Source organism: Streptomyces sp. NBC_00448 (assembly GCF_036014115.1).
GTDB lineage: Bacteria > Actinomycetota > Actinomycetes > Streptomycetales > Streptomycetaceae > Actinacidiphila.
Window position 1 is genome coordinate 76,613 of record NZ_CP107913.1, and the last position, 17,337, is coordinate 93,949.

The 17,337-nt window shown below is 70.7% G+C and carries 7 protein-coding genes and 8 pseudogenes; 6 read left to right on the forward strand and 9 right to left on the reverse strand.

The window, feature by feature from the left end:
• Window positions 1-66: 66 nt before the first annotated feature.
• A pseudogene (locus tag OG370_RS00310) lies at window positions 67-1,173 on the forward strand (pectate lyase family protein); the annotation flags it as partial.
• A gap of 476 nt (window positions 1,174-1,649) precedes the next feature.
• Here the strand turns inward: OG370_RS00310 and OG370_RS00315 are convergent.
• Window positions 1,650-1,787, reverse strand: a pseudogene (locus OG370_RS00315) (IS5/IS1182 family transposase); the annotation flags it as partial.
• A 100-nt stretch (window positions 1,788-1,887) separates the two neighbouring features.
• Here OG370_RS00315 and OG370_RS00320 point away from each other — a divergent pair.
• Window positions 1,888-3,397, forward strand: a pseudogene (locus tag OG370_RS00320) (ISL3 family transposase).
• 216 nt (window positions 3,398-3,613) lie between these two features.
• On the opposite strand, the gene OG370_RS00325 reads toward OG370_RS00320, so the two are convergent.
• Window positions 3,614-6,259 carry a WD40/YVTN/BNR-like repeat-containing protein gene (locus tag OG370_RS00325; RefSeq protein ID WP_328459320.1) on the reverse strand — a complete coding sequence of 882 codons (2,646 nt, stop codon included), beginning with the start codon at window positions 6,257-6,259 and terminating at the stop codon, window positions 3,614-3,616.
• Window positions 6,260-6,665: 406 nt separating this feature from the next.
• On the opposite strand from OG370_RS00325, the pseudogene OG370_RS00330 reads away from it, so the two are divergent.
• The 3 genes and pseudogenes from OG370_RS00330 to OG370_RS00340 all read left to right on the forward strand — a co-directional run.
• Window positions 6,666-7,076, forward strand: a pseudogene (locus OG370_RS00330) (transposase); the annotation flags it as partial.
• 47 nt (window positions 7,077-7,123) lie between these two features.
• Window positions 7,124-7,347 (forward strand): annotated as a pseudogene (locus OG370_RS41370) (IS5/IS1182 family transposase); the annotation flags it as partial.
• A 399-nt stretch (window positions 7,348-7,746) separates the two neighbouring features.
• On the forward strand, window positions 7,747-9,531 hold the full coding sequence (locus OG370_RS00340) for a hypothetical protein (protein ID WP_328459322.1): 1,785 nt from the start codon (window positions 7,747-7,749) through the stop codon (window positions 9,529-9,531).
• Here OG370_RS00340 and OG370_RS00345 read toward each other — a convergent pair.
• The 5 genes from OG370_RS00345 to OG370_RS00365 all read right to left on the reverse strand — a co-directional run bounded on the left by OG370_RS00345 (window position 9,515) and on the right by OG370_RS00365 (window position 15,297).
• On the reverse strand, window positions 9,515-9,928 hold the full coding sequence (locus OG370_RS00345; RefSeq protein WP_328459324.1) for a hypothetical protein: 414 nt from the start codon (window positions 9,926-9,928) through the stop codon (window positions 9,515-9,517). The two genes, OG370_RS00340 and OG370_RS00345, sit on opposite strands and share 17 nt — an antisense overlap.
• Before the next feature lie 255 nt (window positions 9,929-10,183).
• Window positions 10,184-11,413 (reverse strand): JmjC domain-containing protein, encoded by a 1,230-nt coding sequence (locus OG370_RS00350; protein ID WP_328459326.1) that lies wholly within the window; start codon window positions 11,411-11,413, stop codon window positions 10,184-10,186.
• A complete protein-coding gene (locus OG370_RS00355) occupies window positions 11,410-12,738 on the reverse strand; it encodes a hypothetical protein (RefSeq protein ID WP_328459328.1) in 1,329 nt (442 codons plus the stop codon). The genes OG370_RS00350 and OG370_RS00355 overlap by 4 nt, the downstream gene beginning before the upstream one ends.
• Window positions 12,735-15,113 carry a DUF4135 domain-containing protein gene (locus OG370_RS00360; protein ID WP_328459330.1) on the reverse strand — a complete coding sequence of 793 codons (2,379 nt, stop codon included), beginning with the start codon at window positions 15,111-15,113 and terminating at the stop codon, window positions 12,735-12,737. Before OG370_RS00360 ends, OG370_RS00355 begins: the two co-directional genes overlap by 4 nt.
• 46 nt (window positions 15,114-15,159) lie before the next feature.
• On the reverse strand, window positions 15,160-15,297 hold the full coding sequence (locus OG370_RS00365; protein ID WP_328459332.1) for a hypothetical protein: 138 nt from the start codon (window positions 15,295-15,297) through the stop codon (window positions 15,160-15,162).
• Between the two features lie 291 nt (window positions 15,298-15,588).
• Between OG370_RS00365 and OG370_RS41375 the strand changes: the two are divergent.
• A pseudogene (locus OG370_RS41375) lies at window positions 15,589-15,805 on the forward strand (IS1634 family transposase); the annotation flags it as partial.
• Window positions 15,806-16,088: 283 nt separating this feature from the next.
• On the opposite strand, the pseudogene tpg reads toward OG370_RS41375, so the two are convergent.
• Together tpg and OG370_RS00375 are read right to left on the reverse strand one after the other, a co-directional pair.
• A pseudogene (tpg, locus tag OG370_RS00370) lies at window positions 16,089-16,311 on the reverse strand (telomere-protecting terminal protein Tpg); the annotation flags it as partial.
• Between the two features lie 12 nt (window positions 16,312-16,323).
• Window positions 16,324-17,244, reverse strand: a pseudogene (locus OG370_RS00375) (telomere-associated protein Tap); the annotation flags it as partial.
• Window positions 17,245-17,337: the final 93 nt, after the last annotated feature.

Sequence of the window (17,337 nt, forward strand, 5' to 3'; positions counted from 1 at the left end):
CAGCGGCCTCGCGGCTGCCACCACTGGAGCTCCCCCACTGCATACGAGGACGGACAGGAAACGAGAATGGGACGATCAGTCGCACGGCAACTCTCTGCGGCATTGGCCACAATGGCTCTCGCGGTCACGACCGGTGCTGCCTTGTCGGCGCCCCAGGCGTCAGCGGCCACGGCTGGTGCCACGGGCTACGCCACCCAGAACGGCGGGACCACCGGAGGCGCGGGCGGGAAGGCGGTGCTGGCCACCACCGGGACCGCCGTCCACGCGGCCCTGTGCGGCCGGGCCACCAGCAGCACCCCGATCGTCATCGACGTCGAAGGAACCATCACTCCCGCCAACACGACGAAGGTGTCGGGAAGCAGCTGCACCACGACCGACGGCGTGATCGAACTCAAGGAGATCAGCAACGTCACGATCATCGGGGTGGGAGGTGGGGCGGTCTTCGATCAGGTGGGCATCCACCTTCGCGACGCCAGCAACATCATCATCCAGAACGTGACCGTTCGGAACGTCAAGAAGTCAGGGTCACCCACATCCAACGGTGGAGACGCCATCGGCATGGAGCGCAACGTCCACAACGTCTGGGTCGACCACGACAACCTGGAGGCGTCAGGTGGGGAGGCGGAAGGTTACGACAGCCTCTTCGACCTGAAGGACAACACCCAGTACGTGACCCTCTCCTACAGCATCCTGCGCAACTCCGGCCGTGGCGGCCTCGTCGGACACAGCGACAGCGATCTCACCAGCACCTTCATCACGTACGACCACAACCTGTACGAGAACATCGACTCCCGCGCACCCCTGCTGCGCGGCGGCACAGCCCACATGTACAACAACTACTACGTGAGCCTGAACAAGTCCGGCATCAACTCCCGCGTCGGCGGGCGCGCGAAGGTGGACAACAACTACTTCAAGAACTCCAAGGACGTCCTCGGCACCTTCTACACGGACGCCTTGGGCTACTGGCAGGTCAGCGGAAACGTCTTCGACAACGTGACCTGGTCCGCGCCCGGAAGCGAGAACCACCCCGCCGGCCCAGACCCACAGTCCAACACCACCATCAGCATCCCCTACTCCTACCACCTCGACGACGCCAATTGCGTACCGGACATCGTCAGCCGGACCGCCGGCGCCGACACAGGCCTGCAGGTGTCGAACGGCAGCTGCTCGCCGTAGGCATCCCCACTTCGCCGTTGCGAACGGCGCATTGACATCACATGACGAGTACGGCCGCCCCGACGATGGCCCCAAGATCCCCAAGACTGGAAACGCACCGAGTTGAACGAGATCGTGGTCACGCCATTCACCTCGGCAAAGTGCGGACCACACAGTATCGCTGCCGGTGTGTCAGCATCCTCCACCTTCTCCGGATGGCTGACCGATCCGCTTCCGCGAACGCCCCCTCCGGACAGCATCAGTCGGCAGACTCACGGCTCGCGGCCTTCGTCCTGTTCACGTGCATCCTGATGAGAGCACGGGATACGACGAAGGCCGCCCCCGTTCGGCGAAACCCCAGGCGAGCGATCGAGTACGAGACCGTTCGAGGCCGAGAGACAGCGGAACGAGAGGGAGATGCCGCCGCTGGACCGCCGCGGGTATGTGCTCCGACCTGCCCGCGGTCAAGAGCCCGATGCGGGGAACTCCCGGCACCGGTGTTCGTAGTCGCGGACCAGTCTGCGGTGCAGCATCATGATCCCGTTCGCCTGCTCCACTCGCCACCGGATCGGCTGCGGCACGAACCCGCTGGTCGTCGGGTTGCGCTCGACGACTTCGACATCGAGGCCCACCGGGAGTGTCTAATAAACGGCCCTGTCTCACTTTCGGTGGTGACGGAGAGTCGTGGGGGTCGTTGTTGTTGGCGTGAGGGATGTCAACGAGCTTGTCCAGATGGTGTTTTCGGGGTTACTCCCGCTGGTCGTCGAAGATGTGGTCGACGAGGGGCAGCGGATCGAGGTGCGCGCGCGAACTCCGCAGGGTGACGCGGTCTGTCCGGTTTGTGGGGCCTCATCGGGGCGTGTGCACGGCTATCAGCTGCGGACGGTGGCCGACATGCCGCTCGACGGCCGGCGGGTGGTGGTCCGCGTGCGGGTGCGGCGTCTGCTGTGTCCTACGTCCGGCTGCCGCTACACCTTCCGCGAGCAGGTGCCCGGCGTCCTAAAGCGATACCAACGGCGCACGGCCCGTCTGACCAGGCAGGTCAAGGCCGTGGTCAAGGAGTTAGCGGGCCGGGCGGGATCACGTCTGCTGACGGTGCTCGCGGTGGGCGTCTCGCGTCATACGGCCCTGCGCGCCCTGTTGAACATCCCCTTGCCCACCGGGCGGACGCCCCGTGTGATCGGCGTCGACGACTTCGCCCTGCGCCGGCGGCACCGCTACGCCACTGTGGTGATCGACGCCGAGACCCATGAGCGGATCGAGGTGCTGCCCGACCGCACCGCCGACACCCTCGAAGCGTGGCTGCGCGGGCATCCGAACGTCGAGGTCGTCTGCCGTGACGGCCCGGCCACCTATGCGCAGGCGATCCGCCGGGCTCTGCCCTACGCGGTGCAGGTCGCTGACCGCCGGCATCTGTGGCACAACCTGTGCGAAGCAGCCCTGAGCGAGATGAAGGCACACAGCACGTGCTGGGCCACCGTCCTGGACGCACCGATCTACGACGGGCCCCGCGCACAGACCACCCTGGAACGCCGGCACCAGGTCCACGGTCTCCTCGACCAGGGCGTGGGCCTGCTCGAATGTGCCCGTCGCCTCCAACTGGCCCTGAACACCATTCAAGCGCTACGCCCGAGCCGACCGGCCCGAGCGGATGCTCCGCGTCCCCAAATACCGCGCCGGCCTCATCGCCCCCCACCGCGACCACCTGCGCAAACGCCGGGCCGAGGACCCCGCCGTCCCCGTCAAGCACCTCTTCGACGAGATCAAAGCCCTCGGCTTCACCGGCTGCCTCAACCTCCTGCACAAGTACATCAACCAGGGCCGTGCGGACGCCGAGCGCAGCCACATCTCCCCGCGCCGCCTCGCCCGGATGCTCCTCACCAGGCCGGACAACCTCAAGGCCGAGCAACACGAACTCCTGGCCAAGCCCACCGCGGCCTGCCCCGAGATGACCCAACTGGCAGAGGCGATCGCAGACTTCGCCCCGCTCTTGGCGCCGCATGCCGACCATGCCGACGCGCTCACCTCCTGGATCGCCCAAATCCGAGCGGCCGACCTGCCTCACCTGCACGCCTTCACCCGGGGCCTGGACCGCAACCTCGACGCCGCGATCGCCGGGCTCACGCTCGCGTACAGCAACGGCCCCACCGAGGGCGTCAACACCAAGACCAAACGGATCGCGCGCCAGATGCACGGGCGAGCAGGATTCGCCCTGCTCCGCCACCGCATCTTCCTCGGATAACAGCACCCTCCGTCACCACCGAAAGTGAGACAGGGCCGTTAAATTGACACACCCGGAATGCGCTGGTAGGCGGTGAAAGGTCGGGCCGGGACTCCAAAAGGGAGGAACCCCGGCTGGGCCCGACAAGGGCAGCCCGAACGCCCCCCTGCCGGGGCCCGCTCGGAGGGCGGGTGAGGCGGCTTGTGTCGTTCACGGATGAACGTGGCCGGTGGGGCGTTACTTCAGGTGGTGTACCGAGAGGGTGTAGATGCCGCGCCCGTGGGTGGCGGCGTACAGCTTGCCGTCGGGGCCGATCTCCAGCTGGAGTACGGCGACAGCGGGCAGGGAGCCGACCCGTTCCCAGGTGGTGGTGTGCGCGGCGTGGTAGACGACGCCCAGGTCTGTGGCGACGGCGAGGCCGCCGTTGGGCAGTACGACTGCATTGTCCGCGGGCACGTCAGGGAAGTTGCCTGAGATGTCCTTCCACGTGGTGCCGCCGTCCGTTGTTTCAAAGACATGGCCGACGCCCGCGCCGGGGCCTTCGGTCCACTGCCGGGAGAAGCCGCTGACGGTGAGGTAGGCGTGTTCGGCGTTCTTCGGGTCGATGGCGATGCCGCTGAGGTAGCGGTTGGGTACGGTGCCGTTCGCGGGGAGGCCGATCCGGTGCCAGCCGGTGCCGTCCGCATTGCCGACGGCGATGCCCCGGGTGAAGCCCTGGCTGTCGCAGGGGCCGCACCACGCCGCGTACACCTTTCCGTCCGAGGAGGCGACCGCGGTGGCGGTGTGTCCCTCGCCGAGGTCGAAGGCGTCGCTCCACTCGGAGCTGCTGCGGATGGCGTAGCCGTGGGTCTGTACCCAGACGTGCCTGCCGCCGGCGATCCAGGTTGAGCTGTTCTTGCTGTCCGCTGTCATGGGGGCGACGAACCGGGCCTCACCGGTCGCGTTGTCCGGCGGTGCGACCGAGAACGAGGTGGCCGTGGACGGGTCGGTTTCCCAGGAACCATTGTTGATCGCACAGTCCTGGGTGACCTGAATCTGCAAGTAGACATAGGCCTGGGCGATGTTGCAGCCGCCTGCGGGGTCGGTGATCGTGGTGGTGCCGTCTCCGCCGAAGTTGGACCCCATGACCTTGTCGCCGGCGCGCAGTTCGGACTGGCCGTTGTCCTGGAGGCCGCCGGTGACCGCGACGCCGTGGCCCGAGGGGTCCTTGCCGACACCGACCGAGTAGTACTGGAGGGTGTCGATGGTGCCGTCGTTCAGCGAGGTCCAGTCGGTGGCGTGCCCCGCGGCGTCCTGGGAACCGTTGAGAGGACGGCGGTAGGCGCCGCCGTCGTTGCCGACGTACACGTACGGCTTTCCGTGGTAGCGGCCGATCGCGACGCCGTGCTGGTCCGAATGCGTCGTCTGGCTGCAAGTACCTGTCTGCTCGGAGGGGTCAATACTCCAGCAGGGGAAGTCGAAGTTCCAGTACGGGCCGACCGTGGACCACTGGGCACCGCCGTCCTTGCTCTCGAAGACCTCTTCGAGCCCGGCGTAGACATGATCCGCGTTCGAGGGATCGACAGCGAGGAACTGGTTGTACCAGGCCTGCACGCCAGGCATGAAGCCGTCGTCCGTCAGGGCCGAGCCGGACGCGCTGAGCTGACGGTAGTCGGCCGTCTTGGTCCACGGCCCGAACGGGGAGCCCGACTTGGAGACGTAGATACCCTCCAGCGAACTGTCCGGGTTGCCGGCAAGCTCTTCGGGCGACTGGTCGATCGCGTAGTAGCGCGACCCGTCGGCGGACGCCGCGAAGGTGACTTCACCGATGTCGTCCGCGTCGGTGGGAAGGCCACCGAGGCCGGCGGTCACCTTCTGCCAGGTGCCGTTCTTCTTCGCGTAAAAGCCGTTGTAGTCGTCACCGCTGCGCCAGCCAACCGCGAGGAGGACCTTGGAGGGGTCCTTGGGGTCGACGGCGACGTCGTTGGTGATGTTCTTGTACGGCGCGTCCGGGTCGTCGGCCTTGGAATGGCCGGGCAGGTAGGCCGGGTTGGGAGCGAACTGGAGCTTCCAGGGCCCCGACAGGCGTGTGGTCGAGTGACTCCACACGCCTTCGCTCGTGGCCGCCCACACCGTGCCCGCGCCGAAGCGCAGCTCGTGGATGGTGGTGCTCTCCAACTCGTCCCCACCGACCCGGTCGGCTTGCGAGAACGTGCCGTGGTGCGGGTCGGACAGGACGTAGACACCACTGCCGAGGTACGCGTCGGCGTTGGTGGTCGCCTCGCCGGTGCCCAGCCACAGGCGTCCCTTGCCGTCCAGGGCGAGGCTGCCGGTGGCCTGGGTCGGAAGACGGTCGCTGACGGGCGTCCAGTGGCCGCCGCCGGTACCCGAGCGCCAGACGCCGCCGCCCGCGCTCCCGGCGTAGACATAGCCGTCGTCGTCGGCGGCCATGGCGGACATCCGGCCGGTCACCAGGCCGGAGCCGCCGCTCGAGTTCGAGTCGATGTCGCGGTAGCGCGGATCGTCGGAGTCGTACGGCAGGTCGGTGATGTTCTTCCACGTGCCGCCGGTGCCGTGCAGGGCGGTCAAGCTGTCCCAGGCCGCACCGAAGGCACCAGGGGAGACCACGCCGGGAGCGGTACGGGCCTCGGCGAACTGGTCCGCGCCCTCGGCGATCTCGTCCGACTCGTTGCCGTCATCGTCGCTCCCGTCCTCGCCTGCCACGTCTGCGGTGAAACTGCCGACGGACGCCTTCCGGTCCTGGGCGAGTTGGGCGGTCGCACGTATGCCGAAGGGGTGTTGCTCGCCACCGGGCACCGCGCTCGCCGGTACGGCGATCAGTGTGCCGGATACGGCGAGGACACAGATCGTGAACCATCGTCTCTTGCGGGTGAACAGTGCCACCTTGACGCCTCCCGAACGGGGAACAGAACGATTGATCGAACAAACCTGAACACAGACTTCAGAGCATCTCCCTTTCGGACACGTAGATTTGAGCAAATCTTGTCCGGTACCTGCCATAGATGCGGATACTTCGGGCGAACTTCCGGTCGGCGGGGACGCCGCAGGGCCCGCCGACCCGGACCCGAGCGACAGGACTCCGGAGCGCCGCCACATGGCTTCACTCGCCAGAGACCGCTCTGACACCACTTCCTTGACGGCCCTGCGCTCCCAGGGTCTGTTCGAGGTTCGGATCCTCGTGAGGCCCGGTGGCCCATTGGCCCGATGGCCCAGTGGCCCGGTGGCCCGATGGCGGCGGCCGGTACAACTCGGGCGTGGCGCGATTTGACGTGACGGAGATCCCGAACGGGCTTTGATCGAGCCGCTGTTGCCGGCAGCGGCCACCGGCCCGTTGCCGCGGCGGGTGCGGGACCAGTTCAACGGGGCGCTGTGGCGGTTGCGCACCGGCTGTGGCCGGCGTGACGTCCCCGACCGGTACGGGCCCTGGTCCACGCTCTGCTCCCGGTTCGGCAACCGGGCCAAGGCCGGGGCGTTCCAGGACGTGACGGACGCGTCGATCGCCGAGGCGGCCACGCGGGGTCAGGCCGGCCTGGAGTTGGTCAGCGTGGACTCCACGATCGTGCGGCCACACCACGAATCGGCAGGTCTGACAGTGGCCGGGAAAACCCTGGACGCCCTGGAACAGGCACTGACCGAGGAAAAGGGGCCTCTGCTTCCGCAGCAACCGCCGGCGCCGGTGCTGCGGGTGATCCGCCGATAGCCGACACGGACACCGGTGGCACGAACGCGCCGGACTCACAACGGGCGGCAGCGCGACGGCGCCGCAGAGCCAGGGCTGATGCCGCCGGGCTCAGCCGGTCCAGAGGCGGACCGAGCAGCAAGATCCACGCCGCGGTCGACGCCGCCGGCCGCTGTCGTTCGTCCTCACCCCCGGACAGGCCGGGGACAGCCCTCAGTTCCCGAACGTGCTGGACAAGATCCGCATACCCGGCCCGGCCGGCCGCCCCCGAAGCCGCCCGGACGCCGTCGCTGAGCAACCGCCATCGGGCTCGGCCGCCAGGCCGTGGAAGACCACCTGCCGGGGCCGGCCGACTCCCACTTCGCCAAGCGTGTCGCGGTCTGCGACAGCGACCCCGGCAACGCCGCCGCCCAGGCCCAGCAGCTGTCATGAGCCTGGACTCCACCGGCACTGGACGCACCCGCCGGGCCAGGCGCCCGAACGCCGCGCTTCAAACCTTCGACATCACCCTCGACGGCCGGCTCACCGCCGGAGCCCGCCGAAGAGATCCGACCGAGTTCCACGTCCGCGACACAGACCCAGACCCCGCCACTACGGGTATGTGCGTCGCCGCGCTGCTGTGGCAGGGTTCTTCACCTGAGGTGGAGGGGGCGCGGGAGCGGCCCGGGTGGGTGAGGACGGGAGCAAGGCGATGGCTCGTTACGTGATGGCCACGACGGACGCCGCGGGCGCGGGCGGCAAGGAACGCGTGACGTTTCAGACGCCTCCCCTCAGGGACGTTGCCGCATTCGGTGACGGGTACCAGTCGGGGTACGTGTCGGTGACCGACGAGCGGGGCGCCGTCACCCTCTACGGGAGGACCGCGGACGGGCCATGGACGGTGGTCGCGGCCGACGTCGACGCCGCGACGGCTGGCGAGTTGGGCCGCTGGTTCGAGGTCACCGTGCACCTCGGGGGCTCGGACGACGCAGCCGCGCAGGGCCCGCGGATGGCGGCGCGCGCGGTGTCGCTGGTCGTCGAACGGATCAGGGCGCGCCACCTCGACTACCCCACCCAGGACCTGGCCGCGGACCGCTTCACCGGTGGCTGGAGCGTGTACGCCGCGGTGGACGTCGACGACAGTGATCCGACGGCGTTCCTGGACATGCCGGTGGGGCGTTCGGTGTTCCTGGTCGGCGACACCGGGCGGGTCAAGGAGATATCGAGTTCCGTTCCCCCGCGCCAGGCCGAGGAGTTGTTCACCGCACAGGAGGCGTACGTCCGGCGCCCGCTCGGCACGTTCGACGCCGAGGTGATCGCGGCACGGTCCCAGGGCCTGCTCGGACCGCTGGCCCAGCAGCTGGCTCTGTTGGGTCCGCCTGGTCTCCCGGCATGGGACCGGTTCCGCGCCGTCTTCTCCTTCACCGTCTCCGCCGAGGTCGCGCACCTGCGGTTCTGGACGGGGGAACGGTCCTTCGACGTCCCGGTACCCGAGACGCTGGCACTGCTCGTCCGCCGCCAGCGGCATCTCGCCGCGAGCATGCCGGCCGGCCCCTGGCTCCGGCTGCAACTCGCGCTCACCCACACCACCGGCATGAACGCCCAGATCGCAACGGAGTACGACTACGGTGACCGGACCCTCCCCCACGAGGAACTACTGAGCCCTGCGAACTACCGTGACGACCTTGCCGCATACCCCCGCCCCCACGCCCCGTCCTGGCTCGCGGCGTATGTCGCGGGAGGCACCCCGCCCGCCTCCGCACCCGCTACGGCACGCACCGCAGCGCCGGCGCCCGCCACCCGGACGACTACCCCGCCACCCCCTGCGCCGGCACGCAAGATCGACACCCGGCGCCCCGAACCACCCCAGCCCCAAGGGCCACGCCCCGAACGCCCCTGGACCCCCGCCCCGCCTCCGCCGGCTCCCGCAGTCCCCGTCCTCGACACCAAGATCGGCTCGTCACACCTGTTCGCCGACGCGATGGCCATCAGCTTCGGCAGAAAGTCGATCAGACTCCACGAGGTGGAGTACGTCTGCTTCTCGGCGAACCGGATCGCCGAGAAGCGCTTCATGTACCCCACCACCTACCGCAACGAGTGGCACTTCCAAGTAGGCCGCTACCCGTACTCCGGCGGACCCCACATCCGGGTACCGTTCTTGACGTACGGCCGCCAGGCGCAGCAGCCGCCCCAGTGGCTGCACCTGATGGAGTGGGCCGAGCAACTCCTGCTACCGCGGCTGCTGGACGAACTGATCACCCGGGTGCGACAAGGCCAGACGGTCCAAACGGGCGGCAGCGTCCACGTCAGCCGCGAGGGCATCGCATGCACCAAACCGCGCATCGCACTGGTCCCCTGGAGTGCGCTCAGCCAGGTGCAAATATCCAACGGCATGGTCGTCATTCACCGCGCCGGTACCGACAACCCCCTCCTCACGATCCCGTTGAGCCACCCCAACGCGGTACTGATCCCCGACCTGTTCACCGCACTCGCGTAAGCCTGCCAGGCCCACAACACAGCGATCTCGATGACGACACCGCACTCGACGAAACATTCCAGCTCGAAACGACGCCTCCGACGTTCCCGAGCAACGCTTCATGGCCAAGGACCCCGCAAACGCCGCAGGCCCACAAAAGGCCGGCCACCTCATGGAAAACAGCCAGAAATCGGGGACAGCCCAGGTGTTCGAGCAGGTCACCTGAGACCGGAAGGGCCAGGAACCCCTCGGCGCGAACGACGACGATCTTCCAGGTGACAGCAAGGCATCCCAGACCGGCTTCAGCGTGCTGCAATCGGCCTTGGAGCTCAGCACTCTGAATGCGCAGGCCGTCGGTCAGGACCCAGGCCGCGTCTTCCTGGATACCGAGCACGTCAAGCAGAGATTCGATGTCCACACGGTCACCGCCTGCAGCTCACGCCCAGGTGGGAGTACTCATGCCGGTGAGTCCGCAAGCCATGACCTTGAAGTCATCGCCCAGTGGACAACACCCAGCTCAAGCAGGCGAACGAGGCCCTGCGGACAGCGTCCGCTTCCTTGACAGCCCAGCCCGACCCGCCCCGACCCGGCCCAGGCGACGGGGGCCCTCCACGGGCACCCGAACCGGGAGTCGAGCCTGCCCTTCGGGAACCGCCCGTCGCCCCTCCACCTACTACCGCCGGCACCACGCCGAGCAGGAGCCGTCGACCTCGACCGCGTGGAAGGACACCAGGACCGACAACAGGGCGCGGGCGGGCTCCGGAAGGTCGCCCACGGGCACCGGGCGGCCCGCGTTGAGCGCCGTCACCAGTGCGGACAGCTGCGCCGGCGGGAGGTCGGTCGCCGTGACGTGGCCGTTGGCCGCCACCAGACACCGGCCGCCGCCCTGCGCCCACAGCACCCGAGTGGTGGCGCGGGCGGCGGCGCCGTCGGGTAGGGGGGCCCGCGCGGCGGGCGGCGGCGCGGACGGAAAGCCACCGACCGTCCAGTGACTCAGCGATCGCTCGGTGATGCGCACGGCGAGCCGCTCCGGCGCCACAGCCCCCCGCACCCGGGCCAGCTGCCTCTCCGGCACGGACGTCAGCCCGCCCGCAGGACCGTCCTGCTCCACGGCCGGACGCGGGCCGGGCACCGGCCAGGAGGACTCCCCCCACAACTGCGGGAGCTCGGCCGCAGCCAGCCGGCCCTCACACGGAACGCCGACATTGACGCTCGTCGCAGCGCCACCATCGCCGCAGTTCTCCCCCACGTGGTAGAAGCGCGAGGGCCAATACAGCAGGTCACCCGGCCCCACCTCCACCACGAACGAGCTACCGAGATAGGCACCGTAATCGAGCATCGTCGTCACGGACCGCGACCACGGACACTCCGCCCACAAGCGCATCCGCTTGCGCCCGCGCAGCACGAACATGAACGTCGCGTACCGGTCGCGGTGGACGCCCGCCGGGCTGTGCTCGTAACTGCCGTGGAAGAGCGCCGTGATGGCCCCCTGCACCGGCTGGCCGACCCGCTCCCACAGCCCCGCGTAAAAATCCCGCTCGCGTGCCCACTGGGGTGGGTGCAGCTCGTGGAAGCGCTGGGCCACGAGCGCGTAGCGCCGGCCGTGCAGGGCCTCGCGCATCCGCCGCTCGTACCCTTCGAACGAGCCGTCGGCAGCCTCGGGGAGGAGGCCGGCCGGCTCCGCGAGCTGGTCACGGTCCACGGTGAACTGCGTGAACGCGGGCATCGCGTCCGGGCCACGGCGGGTACTCACCGCCACCGCGGCGGCGAACACCTCGTGCTCGGCGAACGGCTCCCCGGCGCCCCGCACCAGCACCGGCCGCCGGTCCCAGGACTCGGCGGCGAAGCGTTCCCAGTCGAGGCCCTCCTCCACGCCGTAGCCCGTCTGCGTGGACCCGGTCATCGTGCCCCTCCCCCCTCGGTCAGGTCGACCGCCCGCATCCGGTGGAGTGTCCCCAGCAGCGAGCGCAGTGCCGCGCTGTCGCCCGGCAGCCCGGCCGCGCTGCCCAGGCCCTCGACCGTCAGCGTCCCGCCCCGACGTGCCGTCAGTTCCGCGTGGAGACGGTCGCCGGCCGCACCGGCGATCGGCAGGACGTGCCCGTTCACCGCCCACAGCGCGCCGCCCTCGCCGTCCGGTACGACCTCGATCTCCGCAGTCGGCCGCACCTGCCAGCCGTCGCCGAAGTACACGGCCGGGCGCGGCGGCGGTACGGGCTCCAGGCCGGCCGCCGAACGGCACGCCGCCCACCGGCGGCGCAGGGCCCGCTCCGGACCGGGCCCGCCGAGGACGCGCAGCAGCGCGGTGGCGCCCTCGCGTACGAGCTCCGCGTCCGGCACGCGGCCGTCGGCGCCGGCAGGCGCAGGGAAGTGGAGGTACGGGGTGCGCCCGCCGAACTCCGGCTCCCGCTGGGCCAGGGCCGTCAGCACCCCTTCCACGCTCGCGGCCGCGGCGGCTTCCACGTCCGGCAGGACGAGGCTCACCGCCAGGCAGCCCCCGGTGCTGTGCTCGGTGTACGGCGCTCCCGCCGGCCGGTACACCAGCTCGCCCGGCTCCGCCCGCAGGACCCGCCGCCCGGGCCCGGTGCCCGCCGGGCGTAGCGCGAGCGCGCCGTCGAGGACCCAGGTGAGGACTGCCGGCGAGCCGGAGCGGGCCGGCCGCCGGTACCCGTCGCCCACGGTCAGCTCCACCGTCAGCGGCAGCGGCGGCCGGCCCGCACAGTCCCACAGGCCGGAGACGAGGTCGCGCGTCAAGGACCACAGACCGAAGTCCAGTACGAGGGGGTGCGTCACCGTCAGCTGCCAGCCGCACCCGGCCAACTCGCCGCGGACCCGCTCCCGGTAGCGGGCCACGACGCCGTCGTGCGCGTCCGGGAGCAGTGGGCCGGGGCTGCGCAGGAGCCCCTCGGTGGTGTCGAACCGCACGTCCGGGACGGCGCCCAGCCGCGTCCCGGAACGAAAGGGCGCGCTCGCCGTGACAGCGAGCCGGAACCACCCCGCCGCCTCCGCCCTCACCCCCGCCGGAAGCACCACCGGCTCGCGCTCCCAGTAGCGCTCGACAAAGGCGGCCCAGTCGGGAGCGGCGGGCGCGCCGTGACCGGGCGGCTCGGCGGTGCGGGGCGTACCGGCGTCACCGGCAGGACCGGCGGCCCTGGCCTCACTGCCCTCCCTGCCATCCTCGGACTCACCGGACTCACCGGCCTGATGCGCGGAGTCGGTGGACGTGTTCATGACCCCCCTTTTTCCGGTTGCGGGCCCATGCCGAAGCGCGTCCGGACCCGTTCGGTGTACGCGTGCAGAGACTCAAGACCGAGTGCCGCGCGGCGGTCGTCGACGCCGTCCGCATCCTCGATGGCGCAGGGCTCCAGCACGCCGCCGACGTCGGCAAACTTGGTGCCGTACACCTGCGGCAGGCCCTCCGCGAGGCGCAGCGCGTCCGTCAGGCGCGCCACTTCCTCCCACGGCGCACCGCCCTTTCGGGCCGCGGCACGCATCAGCTCCAGGCATTGCTTGCGGAAGTCCAGCTCCCCGGTGGCGTGCTGGAGCAGCCGGGCGGCGGCGCCGGCCGCCCGCGGGCCGACGGCGGCGGTGTCCGGCCAGCCCCGTTCGGCGACGGCCGCGTGCAGGCGGCGCATGCCGGCCCGGGTCAGACGGTCGAGACGGCGTCCCAGGGACGCATCCTGCATGCGGGTGGCAGCCCACCGCTCGCGCAGCGGCGCGTCCACGCGCTCCAGCGCCAGCAGCCAGGTCCGTACCTCCTCGGCGGGCTCGGGCGGGCCCGGCGGCCATGGGTCTGCGAGCGCGTCGACGCGCAGCCGTATCCGTGCCGCGTCCCAGGTGAAGGTGATCCGGCGGCCGGTCTGCGGCCAGTCGAAGCACACCTGGCCGTGCCGTGGGCCGCGCAGCCGCAGCCGTACGCCGGCGGCCCGGTCGTGGACGTCGTGCGGGCCGTCGCCGTGGACATACCGCACCGCGTCACGCAGCGCCGGGCCCAGCCCGGCGAGCGTCAGCCCCACCCCAGCGCAGACGTCCGGCGCGGGCGGCCACCAGGGCTGCGCGCACGGCCCCGCATCCGCGGGCCGGAAGGTCCCGTGCGCGTCGTCCGGCGGCCGGACCACGAGCAGTTCGCCGCCCGCGGCGGAGCGGAAGAAGTAGGGCACGTCGCCGCGGGCCATCTGCTCGCGCTCGGCCGCAGCGAAGTCCGGCGAGCCGGCGGGCACGTCGCGGTGGAGGTCGTACTCCGCGCTGTCGCGGGCGACGACCCGCACGAAGTGGTCGGGCAGCCGCTCCGCGAGGAACCCGGCCAGCCGCTCCCGGGAGCGGCACATCAGTGTCCAGGCGTCGAACATCCCGCGCAGCATCGCGGGCAGGTACGGGCCGTAGCCGGTGCGGCCCCGCGTGTCCCCCACCACCGAGCGGGTGGCGGTGCGGGCCAGCGGGCGGGAGCGCCGTTCCAGGGCGAGGCCGCCGTCCACCCGCTCGCGCCAGTGCAGCACGGGGCCGTCGGGTGCGCACCACCGGGCGGTGCGCTCCAGGCCGACGTGGTGGGTGCCGCCGGCCTCCGGGTCGTGGACCAGCCCCGTGTCGTACAGCCCGGTCAGGCCGGTGAGGAAGACCTCCAGGTCAACGGGATAGAGCGCCGGGCCGGGATGTGCCGGCAGGGCACCGACGAGGACATTCTCCCCGATCAGGTCCGACATCCCGAACGCCGCCGCGGCCGCTGCCAGGGCTCCGGCGCGGTGCCAGAAAGCGGGCGCCGCGGCGCAGTCGAGGACGGTCCCGGTCAGCTTCCAGCGGCCCGACCGGCGCAGCACCCCGGGGTCCGGGGGCGGGTCGACCCATTCCTGCCAGCAGTACGCGGCCCGGTCCGCGCCGGTGCCGCGCCAGCAGCGCAGGGTGGGCAGCCACACCTCGCCCGACGCGGCCGGGAGACTGTTCAGGAGCGCAAAGAGCGATGCGTCGGCGTCTCCTCCGGCGAGGAAGAGCGCCTCGCCGGACGCCGGACGCGGTTTGTAGGCGACAGCGCCGCCACCCGCGAAGCCCACCCGCAGCACTCGGTGGCCGCCGTTGTGGGTCTCGTCGCCGTGCGCCCACAACGAGGTGACAGCGCCCCGGAAGCGCGGCTCTGCGGGCCATCCGGTGCAGGACATGTCACGGTGCAGCCGCGCCAGGAAGAGGGTAAGGGCGGCCTGCCACTGCGCGTTCCGCAGGGCCAGCAGCCGCCGCGCCTCGTCCGCCGTCCGCAGAGCGCAGGCGGTCATGCCCTCCAGGACGAGCGGCCCGAACAGCCCGGTGTTCGACGCCGCGAGCACGCCGGGCGCGAGCACCGCATCGGACTGCCCGGCGGGCTCGGCACACCACCGCGCCAGCGCCGCGAGGGCCTCGGCCAGCGGGCGGAAGCGGGGACGGGCGAGCAGGTCTGCGACCTGCCGGGCGTCCGCCGCCCCGCTCAACCAGCGAACGACGACGGCCGTGCCCTCGGGCCCGTCCCGGACCACCGGGGGCAGGGCCCGCCCGGCCTCCCCCCGGGCGACCGCGTCAACGAGCCACGCGCTCGCAGAGGGAGACCGGGCGGATGCCGGCGCGGTGTCCGCGGGAGCGGTCATTTGCCCGATCGGGTTCGGCCGATCCGGTGCGGACGCCACCTCGGCGTCAGAAGCAGTACAGGCGGACGGCGCAGGTGCTGGCCGCCGCGGTCTCGTGCTCGGGGACCACGGTCTCCAGGTCCCCCAGGACGAGGTCGAGGGGTTCGGTAGCAGGTGCGGGCTGTTCTTCCGTTGCCAGGTTCATGTCATCCTCCTGTGCGCGGTGATGTGTCGTTGCCGAGTGCAACCTGCCGGAGCCGAACGAGGAAGTCAAGAGTCTTCGGGCAAGTAGAGCGCACCGTCCCGGCAGCTCCCGTGCCGGTGCGACCGAGCATTTGATTCGGCGAGTTGAGAAAAGTACCGGTGCGGCACGGTTGTTGATGCTGTTTGCATTTCCCGGCGTACGGCCCGTGCTGCGCGGCGTTCTCTCGCCATCGGTGACGCACAGGTCGTCGAAGTTCCGGCAGATGCGGTGCGGTCCCACGCCTGCCGCTGGATCGCGCTCGGCCACAAACAACTCCTCGAAGTCGAGCGGAGCCGGCGGGACATGAAGCAGATCATCGACCTGCGGCCCGTCCACCACCGGCACCATCACCGGCCCCACCGGCCCGTTCCGCCAGACCACCACCCCTACCAAACCTCACCCCCACCTCCTTGCCAAGCTCACCATCCCCGCACCGAAGCAGACCGTCGCCCTCCAACCCACAACCCGCTGCCCAGCACGAACACAGCACGAACACCAACGCCTGGAGAAACGCCTCTCAGGCACCCTCCCCCATGTCCGCGCAGGTCACACCCCAGATCCGCGACTCCAGGCCGCTGAATTACGCGGAACGCAGGGCTCAAGTCGCCAACTCGCGTGCTCACTGGCCAACTGGAGTGCTCGGTCACAGCCGCTTCCTCGGCCACGCCCGTCCCCGGCCCTCTCAGAAGTCGAGCCGCCGCGATGCGCTGAATTTGCTGCTCGGTGGCAACGGCGGCCTGGGCGTCGAAGAGCCGCTCCAGCCGGGCCGCCAAGTCCCGCCGCGGCCGGCGCAAAGTCCCCTTCACATAGCGCTCCACGGTGCGCTGGGTGACCCCCGAGGCGACCGGCGACCGCGCGGGTGGAGCTCTTCTCCGCCTTGAGCAGGAACCGCATCTGCGCGCCGGCGGTCTTCGGGATCGGCCGGGTCGCGGTGTTCGCGGCCGCGCGCCTGATGGCATCGTCGATCTCGCCCACGGTCTACTTCCCCTACTCCCCGTCGTCCTCGGCGCCGTCGCCCTTGATGTGCCGGGCCGGGTTGTGCTGCTGCTCCATCAGCTCCACCGCCCAGAACAGCTCCCTGCTGCCTTCGTGCTTGACCATGCCCGGCGAGACCCCGAGCCGGAACGTGCCCGGCGCCGGCTTGCCCGCCGCGTCGTACGGCAGGATGTCCAGCGGGGAGGGCCCGGCGGCCGGGTAGACCGCGCAGTCCGACAGCAGGGCGATCGGCAGCAGCGCGTCCTGGCCGAACATGACGGCACCGGTCGGCGCGGGCCCGGTGTGCGTGGCGAGCGCGGTCTTGAGCAGCTTGCGGTGCATGTTGACCCGGGCCGCCGAGATCACCGCGGCCCGGATGCCCGGGCGCCACGTCGGGCGCTCCAGGGCCGGCCACCGCTCGCCGGGCCGGTACTTCGCGCCCTGCGGCCGCTCGCGCAGCATGCCGATACCGCCCTTGACCTTCGACTTGATCGCCGACAGCACCATCGCCATGCCCGGGTCGCCGGCCTTGTGGCCGGCCATCGCGTCCAGGAACTGCTGCGGCGTCAGGTCGGCGGTGACGCCGAGGTCGGCCATCGTCGCCTTGTACGCCTCCGCCAGGTGCTTGTACCAGGGGTCCAGGTACGGACCCGCCTCCCACCGCAGATACGCCTCGATCGGACGGATCTCCACCGGCAGGTCGAACTGGCCGATCAGCTCAACCGCGTACGCGACGGTCGGGGTGGCGTACCAGGCCGGGCCCTGCGGACGCGCACCGTGCGGCGTGAACGGGCTCGGCAGCCGCGGATCCAGCTCGATACCGGACAGGTCGACCAGCCATGAGCCGGGCACCGCCTTGTCGAACCGCGGCGCCTTCACGTGCTCCGGACCCGACAGGCCGACCACCAGCCGGTTGGCGGCGGCGAGGAAGGCGTTGGCCAGGCGTGGTTGTAGCAGCCGGCATGGGCTCCTTGGTGAGCGGCCCGTGGCCACCCTGAAGGGCTGGCACCTCCTGCGGAGACTGCT